Here is a 22,003-nt window from a genome sequence, read left to right as displayed (position 1 = left end):
TGCAGCCCTGTTTTTAGTTAGTCCCTAATTTGATGAAGCAATCATGCCCATACACGAAATACGCCACCCTTTGATCCGCCATAAGCTGGGCTTGATGCGCAAGGCAGATCTGAGCACGAAAAATTTCCGCGAAATGTCCCAGGAAATCGCCTCTTTGCTGACCTACGAGGCGTGCAAGGATCTGCCTCTGGAACCCACCACCATTGAGGGTTGGTGTGGCAATGTGGAAGTGGAAAAGCTGGCTGGCAAGAAAGTGACAGTTGTGCCCATCTTGCGCGCTGGTATTGGCATGCTGGACGGGGTGTTGAGCTTGATTCCTGGCGCCAAAGTCAGCGTGATCGGTATTGCTCGCAACGAAGAAACCTTTGAAGCCCAGACCTATCTGGAGCGTCTGGTCGGCGAGCTGGATCAGCGTTTGGCCCTGATTATCGACCCCATGCTGGCAACAGGTGGTTCCATGGTCGCCACGATTGATCTGCTGAAAAAAGCAGGCTGCAAGAATATTCGCGCTTTGGTGTTGGTGGCGGCTCCGGAAGGCATTGCCACTCTTGAAAAACATCACCCTGATGTCCATATCTATACCGCGTCCATTGATCAGCATCTGGACGAGCATGGTTATATCGTGCCGGGGCTGGGTGATGCGGGCGACCGTATTTTTGGTACTCGCCAGAAGGTTCAGGACGGCGAACTCTAAGTCCAGAACTTGTCGTGCTTTTTTACAATCCCTTGCCAGTACGCCAGAGGGGATAGGCATAATAAAGAGTCGAATCTAAGTTTCACTGAATCAGGATGTACATGAAACTGAATGCTTGGATGGCTGCACCGCTGTTGGTCATGTTGGGCCTGAGCTCGGCTCAGGCTGGTTTGTGTGACGTGCCTTTCATGCGTGACGGTGGGCAGATACAACTGACTGGCTCGGGCTTTCTGGCCTTGGGCGCTGATCTGGCTTTTTCTGACGTGAAAAAGCAGGGCGGTGATCAGTGCCAGGCGCGTGTACAGGGCAAGGCCAGTGTAGCTCTGGCCGGTTTGCCGGCCAGCAAGCCCAATATTGACTACGTGATGACGGTGCGCGATGGCCGCACCCGTTTCCAGCGCGATGATGGCCGTGGTGGTCTGGAAGCCGTTCAAGGTTCGTTTGACCTGCGCCTGCTGGGCCTGTTTTCCTACGAACACGGTGGGCTGCAGGAAGGGCAGACCTTCCCGCGCCAGGATTTCCAGATCAATCTGGACAAGCGCTCCCAGTCCAACGCCAATGTCTTGCGCATTCATACCGGTGCCAAGACGGTTGGAGCTCAACAATCGGTACAGACTGCATTGGGCAATTACCAATGTTGGCCTATTCGTTATCAACGCGAGATCGAGCCTACCCAGGCCAGTTTCAGTGGCATCAGTCTGCCCATACCGGGCATCAACTCCCAAGTTACGGATTGGTATTGCCCGGATGTGCAGATGGTGATGAAGCAAGAAAGTATTCAGAACGGTGTCCCGTCCACGGTGGATGTGACGCAACTGAAGTAAACCTGCGACTGACTGGTCTCAGGTACACCGAGTATCTTTATCCTGAAAACAGCGGGTTAAAGAATTTTGTGCGGCGCTGCTATGGCGCCATTCACTTGGCGATACGTATTTGTCGCGTGTCCCTTTCAACTGCAAGGAGTTATTTATGGCTACCAAGAAAAGTGTGGAAAACAGCGGAGACAAATTCATCGAAGAAGTGAAAGCGAGCTTGGATGAAGCTGAAAAACTGATGCGTGAGGCCGCTGAAGCCACGGGCGACAAGGCCGGTGAGCTGCGTGAGAAAGCGCTGCGCTCTCTGCGTGTGACCCGGGATTCCCTGCATGATGCTCAGGAAGCCGTGGTCGAGCACAGTGTGCGTGCCGCCAAGGCAACCGACAACTATGTCCACGACAAGCCCTGGCAAGCCATCGGCGTGGCCGGTATTGTGGGTCTGATGTTCGGTATGCTGATCAGCCGACGTTAATCTGTCTTTGCTCTGCGCTGCGAGCCCTTTGCTGGGCTGCAGCAGCATAAAAAGCAGCCCTGCCGATCTGGACTTTGCGGTCCAGATCGGCAGCCTCTTAGAAATCAGGCTCTTGTCATTGCATGCAATGGCAGGATGTCGCAGAGCAGGGATAAATCATGGCGCTTAGGCAAACTATCAGTCAGCTTGGTTCTACCTTGATAGGGGCTGTCAGTACCAGGCTGGAGCTGTTCGCTCTGGAAGCCGGTCAGCAAAAGGCAAGCCTGATCACCATCTTCAGCATGGTGTTTGGCGCACTGCTGTTCTCCACTCTGGCGGTGCTGGTTTTCAGCTTGTTGCTGGCGTTGTACTTCTGGCCTACGGATTATCGTTACTGGGCTTTGGGAGTGCTGGTCGTTCTGTATGCCGGTTTGGGAGTGGGTCTTTTCCTGGCCGTACGCCGTCGTCTGACCACAGGCCCGATTCCTTTTTCGGCCACCTTGTCCGAGTTGCGTCGCGATGTCGCATTTATTGAGCGCTTGAGGGATTCCGAGGGAGACGGCAAATGAGCACGAAGCAAGAGAGCATGTCCGCCCAGGAGCGGGCTGTGCGTATTGAACTGTTGCGAGTCCGCGCCTCGTTGGAGCGGCAGACCATGTCGTCCCAGATCCACTCCCTGGGCGAAGATTTAAGCCCCGGCAATTTGTGGAACAGCGTCAAGCCTTCGGGTTTGAGCATGGGCGGTGTGGTCACCAGCGCGCTGTCCTTGTCGCGCCGTTATCCGTTCCTGTTGTCCGGTGCTTCTGCCGTGCTGAGCAGTTTTGGCGGGCGCTGGATGCGTATCGGGGCTTTGGCTCTGGGAGCTTGGAAGCTGTTTGATTCTTCCAAGTCGGCACGCGAGAAAGCACGCAATGTACTGGTTCCGGTACGACGCAAAACCGATGTGGACGAGTAAGTCTGCTTGTCTGTTTGAAAACCGGCCCAGGCCGGTTTTTTTTTGCCTGCCAGAAGTTCCACGTTCTGCCCGACTGGTTTTTGAAGGCGGCAAGGCTTATGCTCCGATAATAAATAATTCCAGAACAAAGCTACCCACATCAGGAGACATAGCCCGTCATGCAGGTGCCATTACTGAATGCCTTAAGAACCTTTACGGTGTCGGCGCAAAGGTTGAACTTCACCAAGGCGGCAGAAGACCTGCTGGTCTCTCCCTCGGCAGTCAGCCACCAGATCAAGGTGCTGGAGGAGTATCTGGGCTGCAAGCTGTTTTTGCGTAAAAACCGTTCGCTGGAGCTGACGGATCAGGGCCAGTTTCTGTTTGACCGTTTGCAACGGCCTTTTTACGAGATCAATCAGGCCTTGAGTGAATTGCGCATGCCTCACGGCAAGAGCCGCATCAATCTGTCCTTGCGGCCCTTTGTGTCCAGCATGTGGTTTACCGGGCAACTGGGGGATTTCTGGCTGAAGCATCCGGATATTGAAATCAACTTGCTGCACAGGTTGCAGGCACCGGATTTTTTCAGGGACAACATCAATTTTGCAATTGTCTGGGGCAAGCAGGGCGACTGGCCGCAGTTGCAGACCTTGCGCATCATTCCCGGCAATTTGACGCCAGTGTGTGCACCGTCTTATTTGCAGGCGCATGGCCAGATCACCTCCCCGGCGGATCTGAACCAGCATGTGCTGATTCACGAAGAAAATCAGCTGTGCTGGGAGCAGTGGTTACGCAAGGCAGCAGGACAGGAGCTGACGGCCAAGAAGAGCTTTCACATTGATGACACCAATGTGCGCATGAATGCGGTCTTGAATGGCCAAGGGGTGATGCTGGGCTGTCCGGCCTTGCTGAAGCCTTTGATCGACAGGAAGGAAATCGTCCAGCTGTTCGATGTGTGCCTGGAAGAGTACGCCTATTTCCTGGCCTACCCCAAGGAGGCAAACCTTAGCCGACAGGAGCAGGAGTTTGTGGATTGGGTGGCGTCGATTGCAATACGCTAGGCGGTAGTTGCTTGATGGCTTCCATGTGTTGTGCTCGGTGACCGGGCTTTCTCCGCTCTTTGCTGATCTTGTCGCTGTCCCTGCGTCTTTAAAAAAACCTGCAAATATGCAGGTTTTTTTATGTATCGGCCTTCCCGAACCAGGCTGGATGCTCATCGCTCATCGCTCATCGCTCATCGCTCATCGCTCATCGCTCATCGCTCATCGCTCATCGCTCATTTCTCGGCGATCAGGGTGTGGAACCCCGATCTGACGCGTGTGACTGGGGGCTTTCTCAAGCTCCGCATAGTTTTCACACCGCTCATACGTGCTTGCCAAATACCTGACACGCAGCCATGAATCGGGTTTCATGACGCTGCGAATTTCCACACTTTGCAGTGCTTGCGACCTACCGCTTTCTCGTTATCCATATTCAGCAACAAAAAAAACTCATCGTTCCGTCAAATTTGCTCAATTTTCAAGTGTCGCTCCCTGTCGCATGATTGGCCTGACCTAATAAAAGCCATTCATGGTGCTTATGCAAACCAGAGGAGATACTGAGATGAATACCGCTCTACGCTCGCCCATTGCGATTGAAGAATTTGACCGCAGCTACTTTCAGCAGGAAACCGACGAGGTTTTCGCCTTGCCCCCCGAGTGCTTTACCTCGGAAGAGTTTTTCCAGTTTGAGCTGAATGCCGTCTGGAAAAAGCAGTGGTTCTGTGTGGGCCGCGCCACTGACATCCCCAACGCCGGTGACTTCTTCACCTTCGATGTAGGCAATGATGCGCTGTTTGCCATCCGCACTCGTGAAGGTGGCATCAATGTACTGTCCAATGTCTGTCGTCACCGCAATATGTTGTTGCTGGAAGGTGCAGGCAATGTACGCCGCATCAGCTGCCCCTTGCACGCCTGGGTCTACAACATGGAGGGCGAGCTGGTTTCCGCCCCAGGTCTGACCGATACCGGTGCCAGCTTTGACCCCAAGAGTGTTTGTCTGCCCAAGATCCGCGCCGAGGTTTGGGAAGGCTTTATCTTCATCAACTACGACGCCATGGCTCCTGCCTTGCACACCCGCTTGGGTAATCTGGGCAAGCAGTTGGCGAACTACCGCATGTCCGAGCTGAAGTCCTCGGAACCGTTGAAGATGGAAAGTTTCGACTGGAACTGGAAGATCTTCAATGACGAGTGCTATCACTGCAGCTTTTTGCACGCCTCCTCCTGGGGCGGCATGTATGAAACCAATCCGGATCGTGTGGACGAAACCGCAGTCTTCAATGACGTGGCCAACGGCATTGTTTCCTACAACCTGATCTCCACCCACAAAGACGCAGCCCCCACGCATACCGGCTCCATCTTGCAGCCGCCCATGAAGGGTTTGACTGACCAGGAGCGAACTCAGCTTTCCTACGTGACGGTAGCGCCCAACCTCTTGCTGGTGGCCATGCCCGACAAGGTGAAGTACTTCATGTGGCTGCCCAAAAGCGCCAAGCAGTCCACCTATGGCGTGTCCTGGATGTACCCGCAGGAAACGTTGGAGCGCGAGGACCACAAAGAGAAGTTCGATCAGGAACACGATGATCTGTACCCCGTGATGATCGAGGACCTGTTTGCCTGGCGTCGTTCGCATCAGGGCATGCAATCCAACTTTGCTTCCCGTGGCCGTCTGACCAATGAAGAGCTGGTCATCAAGCGTTTGCAAAACTGGCTGATTGATCTGTACCGCGCCGAAGAGCGCCGTGTGGACGAGCAAAGCCGGGTATTGCCGATCCGAGCGATTGCCTAAGGGAGCAGGAGCAGCATCATGCAGCAAACTTTGCAAACACGCGTGTTGAAGAAAACCAGGCTGTCAGAGCGAGTCGTAGGCCTGACCCTGGGTTTGCAAAACGGGGACGCGTTCCCTGTCTGGGAGCCGGGTGCGCATATTGAGCTGGAGCTGGCGGTGTCAAAGACCGAGCCGCTTTACCGTCAATATTCCTTGTGTGGCCAGCAGGCCAATACCCGTGAATGGCAAATTGCCGTTCTGAAAGAAGAAGCCGGGCGGGGCGGCTCTGCGTATATCCATGAGGTGTTGCAGGAAGGTGATGCGCTGGCTGTCAGCGTGCCGAAAAATCACTTTCCCTTTGCTGCAAACAAGAAGTGCTTTTTTGTGGCCGGGGGCATAGGCATCACGCCTATCGTGCCCATGGTCCAGGCCGCTGCGGCAGCCGGCCTGGACTGGCACTTGCTGTATCTGGCAAGAAACGCAGCGGATTTTATTTTTCTGCAAGAGCTGCAACAAGTGGATGCTGCGCGTATCACCACGCATGCCTCCAATCAGGACGGGCTGTTTGATCTGCAAGGTGCATTGCAAGCGCTGGATGCGCAGACCGTCGTCTATTCCTGCGGTCCGCAGCCTTTGCTGACCGCCTTGGAAAACTATCAACAGGAACAGGCCGATATTGGCTGGCAACTGGTGCTGGAACGCTTCTCGGTAGAGACCGACCCGGCCATGCTGCAAGGCAAGGGCTTTACCGTGACCTTGCAGAAGTCGGGCAAAAGCATCGCGGTAGCGGGGGATGAAACGATTCTGGCCGCCTTGAAACGGGAGGGCATACGGGTCAAGTGCTCATGCCAGAACGGCACCTGCGGCACCTGCGAAACCGTGGTCATTTCCGGCTTGCCGGAGCATCGAGATTTTGTGCTGTCGCCAGAAGAACGGCAGCTGAATGAAACCATGATGATCTGCGTTTCGCGCGCCTTGTCGGCCGAACTGGTTTTGGATCTATAACAATAAACAGGAGAAACACCATGAAAAAAGTGGTGGTTACAGGCGGCTCGGGCCGTGTGGGCTCGTACGTTGTACAGCAATTGATGCAGACCATGGATGTGGTCGTGGCGGATCTGAAACCCAGCCAGCATCAGGTTTCTTTTATTCAAACGGATGTGATGGATCTGGAGGCCGTGCGTGCGGCCACCAAAGATGCCGATGCCGTGATTCACCTGGCGGCAATTGATTTTGACTGGAAGGCCGCTGAAGAGCAGTACATCAACGTTAATGTGCGTGGCACCTGGCATGTGCTGCAAGCCTGTCGCGAAAACGGCGTCAAGAAAGTGGTGCTGTGTTCCAGTATTTCAGCCTGCGGTCTGTCGGAGATGCGAGCCGATTGGAAACCCCAGTATCTGCCTGTGGACGAGGCCCATGAAAACAAGCCTTATCAGGCCTACAGTGTCAGCAAGATCGTCATGGAGCAAATGGCAAAAAGCTTTAGCGATGCCAGCGATATGGAGGTGATCTGCCTGCGTCCGCTGGCCGTGGTGCTGCCGGAAACCATTGCCGAGTACATCCAGTTTGTCGATAGCCCGCAGCGTAACTGGCTGTTCTATTACATCTGGGCTGCAGATCTGGCGCGTGCTTTTGAGGCCGCCGTGAATCTGCAAGGTTTGCGCTACGGCGTGTTTTTCATTAGCGCAGACGATAGCTCCCACCCCTTGGCAACCACAGACTGGTATCAGCAGATTATTGGCCCTGTGCCTGAAATCAAGAACCCACGCTGGTATCAGAACAATCCTCGTGCCTCCATTTTCAGCAGCCATGCGGCCAAGGAAATTCTGGGCTGGCAACCAAGCACGGACTTCCAGCAACTGCGTCAGGAATACGCGGTGGAAAAAGACCTGGCGTGAAACGTCCAGGCTCCCATGACGACTACATTGAACACGGAGACTTGAGCATGACGGGAATTAAAACCGGCACCTTGGATTGGACGGGTGACAACCCTTTTATTTACTTGAAGACCGACCCTGAACAGGACTGGTCGTCCTTGTCCCTGTACTTTCGCATCGCCAGCTCGGCGTATGGCAGCGGCCAGGCCATCCTGGTGTTGGACAAGCCTTACGAAGACGGGCAGGACAGCGACGCGCGTTTGCTGATCACGGATAACAAGCCCTTGGCCGAGTATCTGGTACGGGACTTCGTGCGCCATTTTGGCCTGTTTCGCAAGGCGGTGGCGCTGGACAAGTTGCAGGTCTTGAGTGACGGCGTTTTCCAGACAGTGAACCGTTTCCCTGATCTGGTCAGCGAATCTGTCACCTCCGCCAGTGCAGGTCTGACGGTGGAATTGCAATGGCATCACATGACGCAGCCAGCGATTTGTGTGGACCTGCCGCAAAGCCAGACCCAAACCCAGAAGCACGAAATGATGTGCGTGTTCCATCCGGCGCAGCAAGCCAGGGTGCTGATCAATGGCACGGCCTTGCCGGGCAACACCATAGAGCGGGACTTTAACGGCTCGCGTGCGCAGTCCGCCAGCCTGGCGAACAGCGAAACCTGGGTGCGCGTGGCGTAAGGAGACGATATGGCTCAGCATGTAGAGACGCAGGCCGTGATGCCAGCCTGGACAGGGGTCCGGCCTCTGCAATCCATTTTGCCCTCGCAAGGCCGTCTGGTCCTGCATGCCGGGCCACCGTTTCGGGATGCACAGGAGCTGCCTGCCGCAATCCGAAATTCGGTTTTGATCGGCATTTTGTATGAGGGCTGGGCAGCTAGCAAACAAGAGGCGCAAGCCTTGCTGGACGCAGGGGGCGTGCAACTGGCGCCCGCGCAGGATTACGGCGTGGTGGTGCCATTGGCCGGAGTGGTCACGCCGTCCATGTATTTGATTGAGGTCAGCGACAGTAATCAGCCCGAAAACAAGAAGTACTCGGTGCTGAATGAAGGCATGCAATGGTGTACCCGCCTGGGTATTTTTGCCGATGAAATGGTGCCGCATCTGCGTTGGCTGCATCAGGATTTGGGTGCGCGGCTGGCTGCACAGTTTCAGGGACCGGTAGATCTGGCTCCCATCGTTCAGGCCTCCTTGTTGAATAGTGATGACGGTCATGCTCGTACCATGCATGGCTCCCGGCAGTTGGCCGACATTATTGTCTCCTGGGGCATTAATGACGACGCCAGCCAAAGCTTTCTATATGGTGCGATGGCTTGGGCCTTGAATTACTGGATGGCCGCCAGCGCCTTGATTCTGGCAAATCAGGCTCCTGCTGATGGCGCGGATGCCATCGTTAAAGTTGGCGGTAATGGCTTGCGCTTTGGTTTGCAATTGGCCAGCTCCACAACTTGGCTGGTTACGGACGCTCCTGTTATTGCTGGCAATAAAGAGCCCGGTAATGAGCAGGCAAAAGCACTGGGTGCCCTGGGCGATAGTGCTGTCGTGGATTTTGTAGGGCTGGGTGGCCAGTGTCTGGATCTGGCGGGAATGAGTGCCAGGAACCTGCACGCCTTTCTACCCTCGGACTACCTGACGCGTCAAAACAAGTTCCTGAAAACCCGCTTGCCCTTTCTGGCTGGGCGCAATGGTATTAGCGATTTTGGGCAAGTGATTGCCAACAATACCGGGCCGTTGGTGCTGCTGGGCATGATTGACGGTGCCGGAGAACGTGGCCGTGTTGGTGGTGGGGTGGCGACGGTGGATGCCTCTTTATTGCAAGCTCTCAAGGAGTGGCAGCATGAAACGACAGTGGTTTAAGCTGCCTTTGCATCAATTGCTGCATGCTCTGCATACGGGCGAAGCCAGTCTGCCGGAGATCGTGGCCTCCTTTTATGAGCGCATTGCCATACGCGATGACAAGATTGGTGCCTGGCAGTATCTGATTGATCAGGACGACTATCTGGCCGAGTACGAAAGCCGCAGTGATTTTTACAAGGCCTCGCCCTTGATGGGTCTGCCCTTTGCGGTCAAGGACGTCATTGATACGGCCGGTATTCCCACCACAATGGGCTCGGCTATTCATCAGGATCGGATTCCGGATATGGATGCCTCCTGCGTTACCGCGATGAAAGCGGCAGGCGGCATTTTGATGGGCAAGACGGTCACGACCGAGTTCGCTTATTTTCAGGCTGGCAAGACGAATAACCCGCATGATGCCGAACGCACCCCCGGCGGCTCCTCCAGCGGCTCTGCTGCCGCCGTGGCTGATTTCATGGTGCCAGTCGCCTTCGGGACCCAGACGGCGGCATCGGTCATACGGCCAGCGTCCTACTGTGGCTGCATTGGCTATGTAGGTAGCAAGAACGAGTTTTCCTTGCGCAATATTCAGCCGCTGGCTCAGTCTCTGGACTCCCTGGGCATACTCAGTAATGACGTGCTCGACACGCTCTTGCTGCGCAATATTCTGCTGCACAAGCCCTTGAGTCTGAGCTCGCCGGGAGCGCAGGCGGCTTGTGTGTTCGGTGTTTTCTCCGGGCAGGCATTGGGTGACGTTCAGGGCAAGATGCTGGAGACCTTGCAGGCGTGCCAGCAGGATTTGTCGGAACAGGGGCATACGCTGGTGGATTTTCCCTTGCAGGACGCCGTTGTTGAATTGACGGCCTTGCATGCTCAGATCATGGCTTATGAAGTGGCCCGGAATCTGGTGTACGAGCAACAGCAGCATGAAACCTTGAGCGCCCATATGCAGTCCTTGATGAGCACGGGTCTGGCTTTTCCCTACAAGGAGTACATCGCTGCCTTGCAAAGAGCGGACACGCTCAAACAGGCAATGCTGCAGTGGTTTGCAGATAGTGGGGCGGATTTCATTCTGGCACCTGCGGCAGCCGGTGTTGCGCCTTATAAAACCGAAGGAACAGGGGCACCTTTCATGAGTCGTGCCTGGCAGTTGCTGGGTTTGCCGGTGGTGTCCCTGCCTTTGGGGTATTTCCAGAAGTTGCCTATGGGTTTGCAGTTGATTGGAAAGCCGCACCAGGATGATGTTTTGCTTTTACAGGCGCGTCAGTTGCAGCAGCGCTTTTTAAACAGCAGCTCAGTTCTTGCGGTGTAGTTTTCTTTTTTCTTTTAAGCGTCCTGTTTTTACAGGACGTTTTTTTTGGGCCGCGTTTTTATAGTTTGGGCAGCAGGTACTTTTCAAAGAGCCATTTCAAACCATACAAAGCCCCGAAAATAATCGCGGCAATGGCCAGAAAATCTGCGCTGAAAACGCTTTGCTGTTTATGGGACAGCTCCATATAAACGTGCTCGTCAGCGGGACGGGCATAGGTCATGGGAATGGAGGTCTTGGGTAAAGTGGCCTGCAAGACGACATAGCTGCCATCGTCAGCCGCTTGCATCAGCAGCTCGTCCACCTGCGTGGGAGCCAGACCGTCGTGATGTCCTGGCTTGCACAACTGCCGGGTTCCCTGAGCCCAGTTGTCATTACTCTCGGGGCAGGAGGCCTGGATGCGGTAGCCATTGCTGAATTGAACCGTCAGCCACCCTTGGGCATGCGAGGCGGCGTCGCTGCTTACGGTTACGTCGGTAAGGCTGATGGTGGTCATGGTGCAAATCCCTTGGGCAGTGCAAGCGCATTCTTCAGTCTGCTTAAGGCAGGAGGTGAGTCTATATTTGACGCGGGCTATAGAAGGCTATTCTATAGAAGCCGGTATGGGAATACTGTTTCTGTATGGGCAGAATCAGCTTTATGTGAATTGCTTTTAATGTAAATCAATGCTCTTTTTCCATAAAAAAACAGCCCTGTAAAACAGGGCTGTTGATTGCGGAAAACCAGCGGGAATAAAGAAGGCTTAACTGGCGCTTGCCTTGCCCATGCTGACGGCCGGTTTGGCATCATGAGCCGGTTCGGTGTGGTAGCGGCGCAAAGGCTTGTTGGCGGTTTCGGGCATCAGCACAGTTACCCAGAAAAAGCACAGAACCGCGACCACCGTGACGTAAAACGCGGGAGCCAGATAGCTGCCTGTTTGCGCCGTCAGCCAGATAGCCAGGTAAGGTGCGGTGCCACCAAAAATTGCGAAGGTGATGTTGTAGCACATGCTCGAAGCGGTATAGCGCATGTCGGTCGGGAACATCTCCGAGAGCAGGGTGACGGCCACCACGCTGGCTGCCACCTGACCAATACCGATAATCAGCATGCCGAAAATGGCGGCCTCCAACGAAGCTCCCTTGCTGACGATCATATAGGCCGGAATGGTGAACAGCGCATGCCAGACAGCGGCAAATTGCATCATGCGACGGCGGCCCACTCGGTCCGAGATCACACCGGCAAGCGGGGTCAGGGCGGTGACAAACAGCAGGGCAACCATGTTCGCAGTCAGGGACTGGACGGAGGACAAGCCAATGACCGTGCGCAGGAAGGTGTTCATGTAGGTGGAGAAAATGTAGAAGGACAGGGCGTACAGCACGATAAAGCCGCCCAGCTTCACAATATTGGAACCCTCTGCCTTGAACACCTGGGACGCGCTGTAGCTGAGCTGGCCTTTTTTCTCCGCACGCATTTGCTGGAACTCGGGCGACTCGGCCAGATGATCCCGAATGAAGAAGGCCACGATGCCCATGGGAACGGCCAGCAGGAAGATGGTGCGCCAGCCCCAATCGCCCATGGCCTCGGTACCGACAATCGCGGCCAGACCGGCGCTGATCCCGGCTGCCAGTGCAAACGCAAAGTATGTAGCACCGGACATGGCCCAGGCGTAGGAGTTGCGTTTGTTCATGGGGCTGTGTTCAACGGTGTAGATGGTGGCGCCCGTATATTCGCCACCGGCCGACAGCCCCTGAATACAGCGGATGATGATCAGCAGAACCGGAGCCCAGATGCCAATGCTTTCATAGGTTGGAATCAGACCGATGGCGGCGGTGGACCCGGACATCAGCAAGACAGTCAGGGCCAGAATCTTCTTGCGGCCAATGCGGTCGCCCAGCCTGCCAAAGTAGATGCCGCCCAGGGGGCGAACAATAAAGGACACCAGAAATACGGCAAAGGTGGCCAGCAGGCCCGCCATCTTGTCTTCCGAGGGGAAGAAGTTTTGTGCGATGTAGACGGCCATATAGCCGAACAAGGCAAAGTCAAACCATTCAACGATCGTACCGGCCGCTGAACCCATCATTACTTTCTTGATGTGACCCGTATCGGTATGTTCCGATTCGGCCACGGTGCTTTCCCTTTGCATACTTATGTCTCCTCAAGTATTGGGACTATCTGTTTTTTGAAATCAAACCCTGTGGGGGTAGCTGGTTTTTTTATTATTTCTACGTGTCTATCTTTTCTTGGTATTGGTTGAAAGCTCGGCTAGAGCATCGGCTGCAACAGGATGAGTTCCTCCTTTCCGTGGGGCTGGGCATCCGGTCCTGGCATGCTTGCAAAGCGCCATCCAGTGCGTGCTAGATAAGCTAATCCTCTGCAAATTGCTTGTCCATTCACTATTCGCGCACTATTATTGATCGCAATGTTATCAATCTAAAATATGAGCAAAACCATGATTCCCGCACGCCTGGATTTGCATCACCTGCGCGCCTTTAAAACGGTGGCCGAACAGTTGCATTTCAAGAAGGCGGCGGAGCTGCTGCACATCACGCAACCGGGCCTGACGCGCATCATCAAAAAGCTGGAAGATGATTTGCAGGTGGACCTGTTTGAACGCAGCACCCGCCAGGTCAAGCTCACAGCGGCAGGTTTTTTATTGCTGCAGGAAATCGAACAGGTTTTTGTGCATCTGGAGCGCGGTATCGAGCTGGCTCAGAAAGCCAAGTTTGGCGATATCGGACACCTGATCATTGCCTATAACGACTATGCGGTGCAGGACGTGCTGCCCAGAACGCTGGAGCACTTCAAGCAGCAGTATTCGAACATCACAACCGATTTGTTATATATGCCCACGCAACAGCAAATACAGGGCTTGCAGCAGGGCAGTCTGGACCTGGGCTTTGGCTTTGCTTTCTCTGATGACCCCGAGGAACTGGGTGTGCTGTGGAAGCCGGTATGCCGTGATGATCCCATCGTTCTTTTACAGAGCGATCATCCTTTGGCAAAAGAAAAATCCATCCCCTTGGTGGAACTGGCCAATGAGCGTTTTGTGGTGGGCAGCAAGACGCATTGGCAGGTCTGGCGGCGCTATTTCTATTCCCTGTGTCGACATGCCGGTTTTCATCCCAATTCCGTACAGGAAGCCAGCACCATTACCGGCATCATGAGCATGGTGGCGGCCAATATCGGCATTGCCGTTTTGTCGCAGTCCTTGCGCAAGTACGTGCACCGTGATCTGGTGGCGATTGATCTGGACTTGTCGGGCCAGCATCCGCAGTCCTTCATCAACATCATGTGGCAGGAAAGCAATGCCAACCCCTGTGTGCCTTTATTCATCCAGACCATCTCGTCGGAGCTGATGGCAGCCAGTGCGTAAGGCTTGAGTATTTCTCATGGACCCTTGATGAGCGGTCATGATGCAAGGAGGGCGGTTTTGCTACATTGCAATTTTCAACCCTCTGCCCCTTGCTATGAGCACTTCCCAAATACAGTTTGGCCTTGATCATGTCATGTTGCGTGTCCTGGATCTGGAGCGGTCCCTGGCGTTCTACCGCGATATTCTGGGCATGCATGTGGTGCGCCACACGGACTATGAGTCCGGCCGCTTTACCAATGTGTTTCTCAGCTTTGACCAGAGCACACAGTCCAGTCTGGAGCTGACCTGGAACTGGGATCAAAAAGAGCCGTATGAAAAGGGCGGGGCCTTTGGTCATCTGGCCTTGATAGTCCAGGACGTGCATCAGGCGGTGCGTTATCTGGAAGAGCAGGGCGTCAGGATCAAGACACCTCCCAAGCAGATGAATCACGGTAAACGCACGATCGCCTTTGTGTTTGACCCGGATGAGTACCTGATTGAACTGGTGGAGCCTTTGGCCTTGCCGACCTGATACTGGCCTTGGGCGTAGCGTTGACTGGCCCGCATTGAAGAGCAGAATAAAACAAAGACCATGCACCGTTGCGGTGATGGTCTTTGTTTGTTTTTGGAACATGCCATATGAGGGCGCGTTCTGGCTCACAGCCCCAGCGAACTCCACATATCGTCCACTTTCTTCTTGGTGGACTCATCCATCTGGATAGGCGTACCCCATTCGCGCTGGGTTTCTCCGGGCCATTTATTGGTGGCATCCATGCCCATCTTGCCGCCCAGTCCCGAAACGGGCGAGGCAAAGTCCAGATAGTCGATAGGCGTGTTTTCCACCAGCACGGTATCGCGTACCGGGTCCATACGGGTGGTCATGGCCCAGATCACTTCTTTCCAGTCGCGCGTGTTCACATCCTCGTCCACCACCACGATGAACTTGGTGTACATGAACTGGCGCAAGATGCTCCAGACACCAAACATCACGCGCTTGGCATGGCCTGCGTATTGCTTGCGAATCGACACCACGGCCAGGCGGTAGCTGCAGCCTTCGGGAGGCAGGTAGAAGTCCACAATTTCAGGCAATTGCTTGCGCAGCAGGGGCACAAAGACTTCGTTCAGCGCAACGCCCAGAACGGCAGGCTCATCGGGCGGCTTGCCGGTGTAGGTGCTGTGGTAAATCGGGTTGCGGCGCATGGTGATGCGTTCGACAGTAAAGACCGGGAACCAGTCCTGCTCGTTGTAGTAGCCGGTGTGGTCGCCGTAAGGGCCTTCCAGTGCCATTTCGTAGCTGCTGTCGGCGGGCGGCTTCATGCCTTCGGGGACTTCGGGAGCCAGAGCATCCGGGTGATTGCTGGGCAGGATATGTCCTTCCAGGACAATCTCGGCCCAGGCGGGTACGGACAAGTCGCTACCCAGGGCTTTGGCCACTTCGGTGCGCGAGCCGCGCAGCAAACCGGCAAACTGGTATTCGGACAGACTATCGGGCACGGGGGTGACCGCACCCAGAATGGTGGCGGGGTCGGTGCCCAGGGCAACGGCAATCGGGAAGGGCTTGCCGGGGTTGGTCAGTGCATGATCGCGGAAGTCCAAGGCACCGCCACGGTGGGACAACCAGCGCATGATGAGCTTGTTACGGCCAATCAGCTGTTGACGGTAGATACCGAGGTTCTGACGCTTGGCGTGGGGGCCTTTGGTAATCACCAAGCCCCAGGTCAGCAAGGGGGCCACGTCGCCGGGCCAGCACAGTTGCAAGGGGATCTGGTTCAGGTCCACATCCTTGCCTTCCAGCACCACTTCCTGACACGCGGGAGAGCGGACATTCTTGGGGCTCATATCCCACAGGGCGGACTTGAGCATGGATACTTTGGACAGCGCATCACGCATCCCGGTGGGGGCTTGCGGCTCTTTCAGATTGGCCAGCAGCTCGCCAGTGTCGCGTAATGCCGACACATCCTGTGCACCCATGCCCCAGGCGACGCGTTGCGGCGTGCCGAACAAATTGGCCAGGACAGGCATGGCGGCTTTGGAGCCTTGATGCTGGGCATTTTCAAACAAAAGCGCCGGCCCACCGGCACGCAGTACCCGGTCACTGATTTCAGTCATTTCCAGCGAGGTGGAAACTGGCTGCGTAATCCGCTTCAGATCGCCCTTGGCTTCCAGCTGGGCAATAAAGTCTCTCAAGTCACGGTATTTCACAGAAGAACGGGGCTCCGCTTGCAGATATTTTTGGTTAAGACCTTGAACAGGTTCTAAGGTTAACATCGGGCAGTTAGCAATACTAAGGATGATCCCATGGGCTTCCAAGATATGGACTATGTACTTAGTCGCTCGGCCCGCACCCTGACGTATCGCATCGGTGAGTTTGTGCACGTGTGTGCCATGTACCTGGGCATTGCCGTACTGGTGACGATTGCAGCCTGTGTGGTTGTGCCGTCGATGCGCGCTCAGTTTAACCAGCTTTATACCGGTCTCGTGCAAACCCTGCGCCCCGAGGCGGTGAAATACGATGCGTACAGCCAGGCGGTCTGGCCAGCGGACAAGACACAGCCCAACCTGTCGGAAGAGGGCGAGGACTTGAGCCAGACAGAACAGCAGCAAGCTGTCTCTACTTATCAGGGCTTTATGAAGAACCTGCGTGCTTCGGTCACCGGGCAGCCCATTGCGGGCGTCACGGCGGCTCAGCAGCAGGCCTTGCGCAGCTATTTGGCGCGCAAGTACAAGATTGCCTATTCGGTGGCGGGGGCCTTGATCCACACCGCTTTTATTGTGGGCAAGGAAAAGAACCTGGACCCGCAACTGATTCTGGCGGTGATCGCCATTGAGTCACGCTACAACCCCTATGCGGAAAGTCATGTAGGTGCGCAGGGCCTGATGCAGGTGATGACCAAAGTCCATAAAGAGAAGTTCGATATTTATATGGAAGGGACGTTGGCCGTGCTGAGCCCCGAGGCAAATATTCGGGTGGGTGCGCAGATTCTGTCGGACTGTATCCGTCGCCGTGGGTCTATTGAAGGCGGCCTGGCCTGTTATGTAGGAGCCACTGGCCCTAGCGATGGCGGCTACGGTGCGAAGGTGCTGGCTGAACGCCGCCGTATCGCTTTGGCCTCGGGCATTCCGGTTCGGGCACGCTAAGCTGGTTTGAATAGAAAAAGAAATCGGGCCTTGCGGCCCGAAATACCTTAATGGGGTTGAGCTTCACGGCCCGACAGACGGAAAGGATGCCTAGGCTTAGCGGCCCAGAAATTGTCCCAGACGACTGATCGCTTCCTGCAAGCGGTCCATGCCAGTGGCGTAGGACAGGCGCAAGGTGTAAGGCGCGTGGGCCGTACCAAAGTCCCGGCCCGGCACAGCGGCCACTCCGGCCTCGTGCAGCAGTTGCTGCGAGAAGGCATCGCTGTCCTGACTGTACTCACGAATATCCGTATAAATATAGAAAGCGCCATCCGGGCGCACGGGTACGCGCAGGCCCAGACGCTCCAGCTCGGGCAGCAGATAATCACGACGCTGTTTGAAGGCCAGCCGACGCTCTTCATAAATCGCCATGGTTTCAGGCTCGAAGCAGGCCAGGGCGGCATGTTGGGCCAGGGAGGGAGCGCAAATTGCCAGACTGGCGGCCATGCGCTCGCAGGCTTCTGTCATCCAGGTGGGCAGGATCAACCAGCCCAGACGCCAGCCCGTCATGTGGAAGTACTTGGAAAAGCTATTGATAACAATAATGTCCTGATCCAGGGTCAGGGCGCTGAGCGGTGCTTCTTCATAAAACAGACCCAGATAAATCTCGTCCATGATGATGAAGCCATCACGGGCGCGCACTTCCTTGATCAGTTCTTGCAGGGCAGGGCGGGAAATCGTTGCGCCGGTGGGATTGTTTGGCGACGCAATCAGAACGCCGCGGGTCTTGGGACCCCAGTGCTCGCGAATATGCTGGGCACTTAGTTGAAAGCGTTCATCTGCCGAGGCCGGGATCAGGCGGGCCGTACCACCGGCTGCCATGATGAAGTTCTGGTTGGCCGGGTAGGACGGATCGGGCATCAGCACTTCGTCACCAGGATTGATCAGAGCCAGCGTAGCCAGAGACAGGGCACCGGATGCGCCGGCCGTGACCACAATACGCGAAGGGTCGACACGGGCCTGGAACTGCTGCTCGTAATACAGGGCGATGCGTTCACGTAAAGCCGTCAGACCGGCAGGGGCGGTGTACTGACTCAAGCCTTGATTACTGGCCTGATGCAGCGCATCGACCACGGCTTGCGGGGCGGTGAAGTCCGGTTCGCCTATGCCCAGGCTGATAATGTCGCGGCCCGTGGCCTTCAGGGTATTAGCCTGTTTGAAGAGTTCAACAGCATGAAAAGGAAGAACATGTTCGGTACGACTGGCGAGGCGGGACATACGGCAAATCTCGGGTAAAAAGTGTATTGTAGGACCTTGCTCAAAAGGGCGTCAGGTGGCTGTGGCATGTGCGTGTGCCCTGTAGGGGTACAAACCGTCGGGCCAGTGAGACTCAAGTTTAGGTTTGTTGCAGGAAAAGTCTATGGTTTCTTCGTCGCGGCGTGCATTTTTGATGGGGCGTCGTCCTCCCCAAACAGCGTGGCAGACATTTTGTTCACGTCTGAAAGCTCGGGTTCAAGGTGAGTGGTCAGAACTCAGTGCGAAACCGGATCACGAGCAGGCTCGTCTGGAGCCTGCCTCCAGCGCGGATGTCCATATGGTGTTGACGCTGGCCGCCGAGTACGGTGTGACGGTGTGTCTGGAAGGTGTGCCGCAGGCCAGTGAAACCGATGGTCCCTTGATTGTTCTGGCACCGGGCCGACAGATGGCCCGCTGCGACCGTCTGGAGCCCAACTCCAATCGCTGGTTTGTTCAGCCCGGCTGTCTGCTGGGTGAAATGGAAGCCAAAGGTTTTCAAGGACTGGCCAATGCGCCTGCCGGGATGACCGTGGCCGCCTGGCTGGCGGATCGACGCCAGCATGATTGGCCCACAGGTCGCACTGCCTTGTCGGGCGTGTTGCATTGCTCGGTCATTCTGGCTGACAACACGCAGGCAGCCTTGGGTCCCTTTGGTCAGGAAAACCGCAACCCGCTTGATAGCCTGCGCATGCAGCAGTTGATTCCGGCCCTGTTCCAATTGATGGGCGAATCCGAAACGCAGGCCTTGAGACAGGAACAATGGCCTTGCCGATATAGGCTGGATGCACTGGAGCCGGTTGAGGGCGAGGGCATTAATCTGGCTCATCTGATGCTGGGCCACGGCGGTGATTTGGCCTGGGTGGAATGGCTGGTGCTGGATGATGCCGTTTTAAGCGGCTCGGACCCGCAAGATTGGTCCTGGCCGAATCAGGAGCAGTCCTGGCAAGCTCAGGATGTGGATAGCCGCATCAAAGCGCTGTTTGATCCAGCGGACCGATTTTCCTATCCGGGCCAGACGCTGTAAGTTTGTCCAGGCCTGTGCTTGACCCATGTTGTAACTCAAGGGCTAGAATGGTCCTTGCTTTGGCCTTGAGGGCCAGGCAAGGCGACTGGGGTTTCGGAGACAAGAACAGCATTCAGCGTATCAAGCCACGCGCTTGTTTGAATTCACGCTGACAGGCAATGGCAGCGCTCTGGCGATCCCGGTCCGTTTTGAATGGATTTTTGGGTAGGTATAAGCATGGACGCCAATTTTCGGAAAGCAGCCCTGGAATATCACGAGCAGGGCAGACCCGGAAAGTTATCGGTCACGCCGACCAAGCAACTCTCCAACCAGCGCGATCTGGCACTGGCCTATTCGCCTGGGGTTGCGGCCGCTTGCGAGGAGATCGTCAACGACCCGCAAAATGCCTTTCGCTACACCGGTCGGGGCAATCTGGTTGGGGTGATTTCCAACGGCACCGCTGTGTTGGGCCTGGGCAATATTGGCGCGCTGGCTTCCAAGCCGGTCATGGAAGGCAAGGCCGTGCTGTTCAAGAGTTTTGCGGGTCTGGATGTCTTTGATATCGAGATCAATGAAACCGACCCAGACAAGCTGGTGGACATTATTGCGGGTCTGGAGCCGACCTTTGGCGGCATCAATCTGGAAGACATCAAAGCACCCGAGTGTTTCGAGGTGGAGCGCAAGCTGCGCCAGCGCATGAGCATTCCTGTTTTCCACGACGACCAGCATGGCACCGCCATTTGTGTGACGGCCGCTTTTCTGAATGGCCTGAGCGTGGTGGAAAAAGACATCAAGCAGGTCAAGGTGGTGACTTCGGGGGCTGGTGCGGCCGCGCTGGCTTGCCTGGACCTGATGATTGATATGGGACTGCCGCTGGAAAATGTCTGGGTTACGGATATTGATGGCGTGCTGTATGAAGGTCGTCCCGGCAATCCCGTGCCCGAGCTGGCCCGCTTTGCCAAGCAGACCGACGCCCGCAGCCTGAGTGATGTGATTGAGGGGGCCGATGTGTTTCTGGGCTTGTCCGCCGGTGGCGTGCTCAAGCCCGAGATGTTGAAGAAAATGGCTCCCCGGCCCCTGATTCTGGCCTTGGCCAATCCCAATCCCGAGATCCTGCCTGAAGATGCCCACGCTGTGCGTGATGATGTAGTCATGGCAACCGGCCGTTCGGATTACCCGAACCAGGTCAATAATGTGCTGTGCTTCCCTTATATCTTCCGTGGTGCGCTGGATGTGGGAGCCACCACGATCACGCGCGGCATGGAGAAAGCCGCTGTGCTGGCTATTTGTCAGCTGGCGCGTGAAGAGCAGGATGAAGGCGTAGCCGCTGCTTATGGTCTGGAAGAGGTTTCTTTTGGCCCATCCTTCTTTATTCCCCGTCCGTTCGATTCACGCCTGATCGTGCGCATTGCGCCTGCCGTTGCCAAGGCGGCGATGGACGAGGGCGTGGCGACGCGTCCGATAGCGGACTTGAAAAGCTATATCTATCAGCTGCGTCAGTTCGTCTACAAGTCCGGCTCCTTCATGAAGCCCATCTATTCGCTGGCCCGTGGCCTGGTGCAGGACGGCGCCAAGTCCCGTGTGGTCTTTACCGAGGGCGAGGACGAGCGTGTATTGCGCGCCGTGCAGATTATTGTGGATGAAGGTTTGGCCAGCCCGATTCTGGTGGGGCGTCCGGCTGTCCTGCAGCAGCGTATTGAACGCTATGGCCTGCGCCTGCGTTTGGGCATTGATGTGGAAGTGACCAACCCCGAACAGGATGATCGCTTTCACCGTTACTGGACCAGCTATTGGGAAATCATGTCCCGTCGCGGTATCAGTAAAGAGATGGCGCGTGTGGAAATGCGTCGTCGCCCAACCTTGATCGGCGCCATGATGCTGCATCTGGGTGATGCTGATGGCATGATTTGCGGTACGGTGGGCCGTTACGAGAACCATCTGGAGCTGGTCGATCAGGTGATTGGCAAAGCCCCCGGCGTGGAAACGTATGCGGCCATGAATATTCTGCTGCTTAGCGAGCGTACCGTGGCCTTGACGGACACGCACGTGAACCACGATCCCGATTCGGATCAGGTAGCCGAGATCACCTTGGCGGCAGCTCGCAAGATGCGTCAGTTCAATATCGAACCCAAGGTGGCCTTGCTGTCCAGCTCAAACTTCGGCACCAATGATTCGCCTGCCGCCGTCACCATGCGGGGTGCGCTGGAGCGTGTGCGCAAGCTGGACCCCAGTCTGGAGGTGGACGGGGAAATGCACGGCGATTGCGCGCTGGATGAAAAGGCCCGCCATCAAATCCTGCCCACCTCGGCCCTGACTGGCGAGGCGAACTTGCTGGTGTGCCCGAACGTGGAGGCAGGCAATATTGCCTACAACCTGCTCAAGACGGCTGCCGGTGGTAACGTGGCAATCGGCCCCTTCCTGTTGGGGGCACGAGCACCGGTTCACATCATGACGTCCACTTCTTCGGTGCGCCGTATCGTCAATATGACGGCGGTCACGGTAGTGGATGCCAACGTCGCTACTGAAGGCTGATACC

Annotated in this window: 21 protein-coding genes; 17 read left to right on the top strand and 4 right to left on the bottom strand. The window is 55.9% G+C overall.

The window, feature by feature from the left end:
• Positions 1 to 43 precede the first annotated feature (43 nt).
• From upp to D0C27_RS17960, 12 genes are all read left to right on the top strand, one after another.
• Complete coding sequence (upp, locus tag D0C27_RS18015; protein ID WP_009455167.1) at positions 44 to 694, top strand: uracil phosphoribosyltransferase; 651 nt, start codon at positions 44 to 46, stop codon at positions 692 to 694.
• A 101-nt stretch (positions 695 to 795) separates the two neighbouring features.
• On the top strand, positions 796 to 1,518 hold the full coding sequence (locus D0C27_RS18010; RefSeq protein ID WP_009455166.1) for a hypothetical protein: 723 nt from the start codon (positions 796 to 798) through the stop codon (positions 1,516 to 1,518).
• A 145-nt stretch (positions 1,519 to 1,663) separates the two neighbouring features.
• Positions 1,664 to 1,981 carry a DUF883 family protein gene (locus tag D0C27_RS18005; RefSeq protein ID WP_009455165.1) on the top strand — a complete coding sequence of 106 codons (318 nt, stop codon included), beginning with the start codon at positions 1,664 to 1,666 and terminating at the stop codon, positions 1,979 to 1,981.
• A gap of 158 nt (positions 1,982 to 2,139) precedes the next feature.
• Complete coding sequence (locus D0C27_RS18000) at positions 2,140 to 2,529, top strand: phage holin family protein (RefSeq protein ID WP_009455164.1); 390 nt, start codon at positions 2,140 to 2,142, stop codon at positions 2,527 to 2,529.
• Positions 2,526 to 2,915 carry a hypothetical protein gene (locus tag D0C27_RS17995; RefSeq protein WP_035271170.1) on the top strand — a complete coding sequence of 130 codons (390 nt, stop codon included), beginning with the start codon at positions 2,526 to 2,528 and terminating at the stop codon, positions 2,913 to 2,915. Before D0C27_RS18000 ends, D0C27_RS17995 begins: the two co-directional genes overlap by 4 nt.
• A 158-nt stretch (positions 2,916 to 3,073) precedes the next feature.
• Positions 3,074 to 3,952, top strand: a complete 879-nt coding sequence (locus tag D0C27_RS17990) for a LysR substrate-binding domain-containing protein (protein WP_137431418.1) — start codon at positions 3,074 to 3,076, stop codon at positions 3,950 to 3,952.
• Positions 3,953 to 4,493: 541 nt separating this feature from the next.
• Positions 4,494 to 5,717 (top strand): aromatic ring-hydroxylating oxygenase subunit alpha, encoded by a 1,224-nt coding sequence (locus tag D0C27_RS17985; protein WP_137431417.1) that lies wholly within the window; start codon positions 4,494 to 4,496, stop codon positions 5,715 to 5,717.
• A gap of 18 nt (positions 5,718 to 5,735) precedes the next feature.
• Positions 5,736 to 6,701 (top strand): PDR/VanB family oxidoreductase, encoded by a 966-nt coding sequence (locus D0C27_RS17980; RefSeq protein ID WP_088451094.1) that lies wholly within the window; start codon positions 5,736 to 5,738, stop codon positions 6,699 to 6,701.
• A gap of 20 nt (positions 6,702 to 6,721) precedes the next feature.
• The gene (locus tag D0C27_RS17975; RefSeq protein ID WP_035271165.1) at positions 6,722 to 7,594 is read left to right on the top strand and encodes an NAD-dependent epimerase/dehydratase family protein; all 873 of its coding nucleotides are present in this window, start codon (positions 6,722 to 6,724) and stop codon (positions 7,592 to 7,594) included.
• A gap of 47 nt (positions 7,595 to 7,641) precedes the next feature.
• Complete coding sequence (locus D0C27_RS17970; RefSeq protein WP_115634331.1) at positions 7,642 to 8,256, top strand: NAD-dependent dehydratase; 615 nt, start codon at positions 7,642 to 7,644, stop codon at positions 8,254 to 8,256.
• Between the two features lie 9 nt (positions 8,257 to 8,265).
• A complete protein-coding gene (locus tag D0C27_RS17965) occupies positions 8,266 to 9,432 on the top strand; it encodes a DUF1116 domain-containing protein (RefSeq protein WP_035271162.1) in 1,167 nt (388 codons plus the stop codon).
• Positions 9,413 to 10,723 carry an amidase gene (locus D0C27_RS17960; RefSeq protein WP_137431416.1) on the top strand — a complete coding sequence of 437 codons (1,311 nt, stop codon included), beginning with the start codon at positions 9,413 to 9,415 and terminating at the stop codon, positions 10,721 to 10,723. Before D0C27_RS17965 ends, D0C27_RS17960 begins: the two co-directional genes overlap by 20 nt.
• Positions 10,724 to 10,781: 58 nt before the next feature.
• Here D0C27_RS17960 and D0C27_RS17955 read toward each other — a convergent pair whose 3' ends face one another.
• Positions 10,782 to 11,216 carry a hypothetical protein gene (locus D0C27_RS17955; RefSeq protein ID WP_035271159.1) on the bottom strand — a complete coding sequence of 145 codons (435 nt, stop codon included), beginning with the start codon at positions 11,214 to 11,216 and terminating at the stop codon, positions 10,782 to 10,784.
• Between the two features lie 246 nt (positions 11,217 to 11,462).
• A complete protein-coding gene (locus D0C27_RS17950; RefSeq protein WP_137431415.1) occupies positions 11,463 to 12,842 on the bottom strand; it encodes an MFS transporter in 1,380 nt (459 codons plus the stop codon).
• 306 nt (positions 12,843 to 13,148) lie between these two features.
• Here D0C27_RS17950 and D0C27_RS17945 point away from each other — a divergent pair, with 306 nt between their 5' ends.
• Positions 13,149 to 14,072, top strand: coding sequence for a LysR family transcriptional regulator (locus D0C27_RS17945; RefSeq protein WP_230940579.1), 924 nt, complete (start codon positions 13,149 to 13,151; stop codon positions 14,070 to 14,072).
• A gap of 94 nt (positions 14,073 to 14,166) precedes the next feature.
• Positions 14,167 to 14,583 (top strand): lactoylglutathione lyase, encoded by a 417-nt coding sequence (gene gloA, locus D0C27_RS17940; protein WP_137431414.1) that lies wholly within the window; start codon positions 14,167 to 14,169, stop codon positions 14,581 to 14,583.
• Between the two features lie 125 nt (positions 14,584 to 14,708).
• On the opposite strand, the gene D0C27_RS17935 is transcribed toward gloA, so the two are convergent.
• Positions 14,709 to 16,253 (bottom strand): UbiD family decarboxylase, encoded by a 1,545-nt coding sequence (locus D0C27_RS17935; protein ID WP_035271470.1) that lies wholly within the window; start codon positions 16,251 to 16,253, stop codon positions 14,709 to 14,711.
• A gap of 96 nt (positions 16,254 to 16,349) precedes the next feature.
• Here D0C27_RS17935 and D0C27_RS17930 point away from each other — a divergent pair, with 96 nt between their 5' ends.
• On the top strand, positions 16,350 to 17,189 hold the full coding sequence (locus D0C27_RS17930) for a lytic transglycosylase domain-containing protein (protein ID WP_035271154.1): 840 nt from the start codon (positions 16,350 to 16,352) through the stop codon (positions 17,187 to 17,189).
• Positions 17,190 to 17,285: 96 nt separating this feature from the next.
• Here D0C27_RS17930 and D0C27_RS17925 read toward each other — a convergent pair whose 3' ends face one another.
• Positions 17,286 to 18,446 carry a pyridoxal phosphate-dependent aminotransferase gene (locus tag D0C27_RS17925; protein WP_137431413.1) on the bottom strand — a complete coding sequence of 387 codons (1,161 nt, stop codon included), beginning with the start codon at positions 18,444 to 18,446 and terminating at the stop codon, positions 17,286 to 17,288.
• A gap of 142 nt (positions 18,447 to 18,588) precedes the next feature.
• On the opposite strand from D0C27_RS17925, the gene D0C27_RS17920 reads away from it, so the two are divergent.
• Together D0C27_RS17920 and D0C27_RS17915 are read left to right on the top strand one after the other, a co-directional pair.
• Positions 18,589 to 19,488: a hypothetical protein gene (locus D0C27_RS17920; RefSeq protein WP_137431412.1), complete on the top strand. Its 900-nt coding sequence runs from the start codon at positions 18,589 to 18,591 to the stop codon at positions 19,486 to 19,488.
• A 216-nt stretch (positions 19,489 to 19,704) separates the two neighbouring features.
• Positions 19,705 to 21,999, top strand: a complete 2,295-nt coding sequence (locus D0C27_RS17915; RefSeq protein ID WP_115634224.1) for an NADP-dependent malic enzyme — start codon at positions 19,705 to 19,707, stop codon at positions 21,997 to 21,999.
• Positions 22,000 to 22,003 lie beyond the last annotated feature (4 nt).

Source organism: Alcaligenes faecalis, from assembly GCF_005311025.1.
Lineage (GTDB): Bacteria > Pseudomonadota > Gammaproteobacteria > Burkholderiales > Burkholderiaceae_B > Alcaligenes > Alcaligenes phenolicus.
The sequence above is the reverse complement of the archived record's forward strand: the minus strand, read 5'-3'. Positions and strand labels throughout refer to the sequence as shown.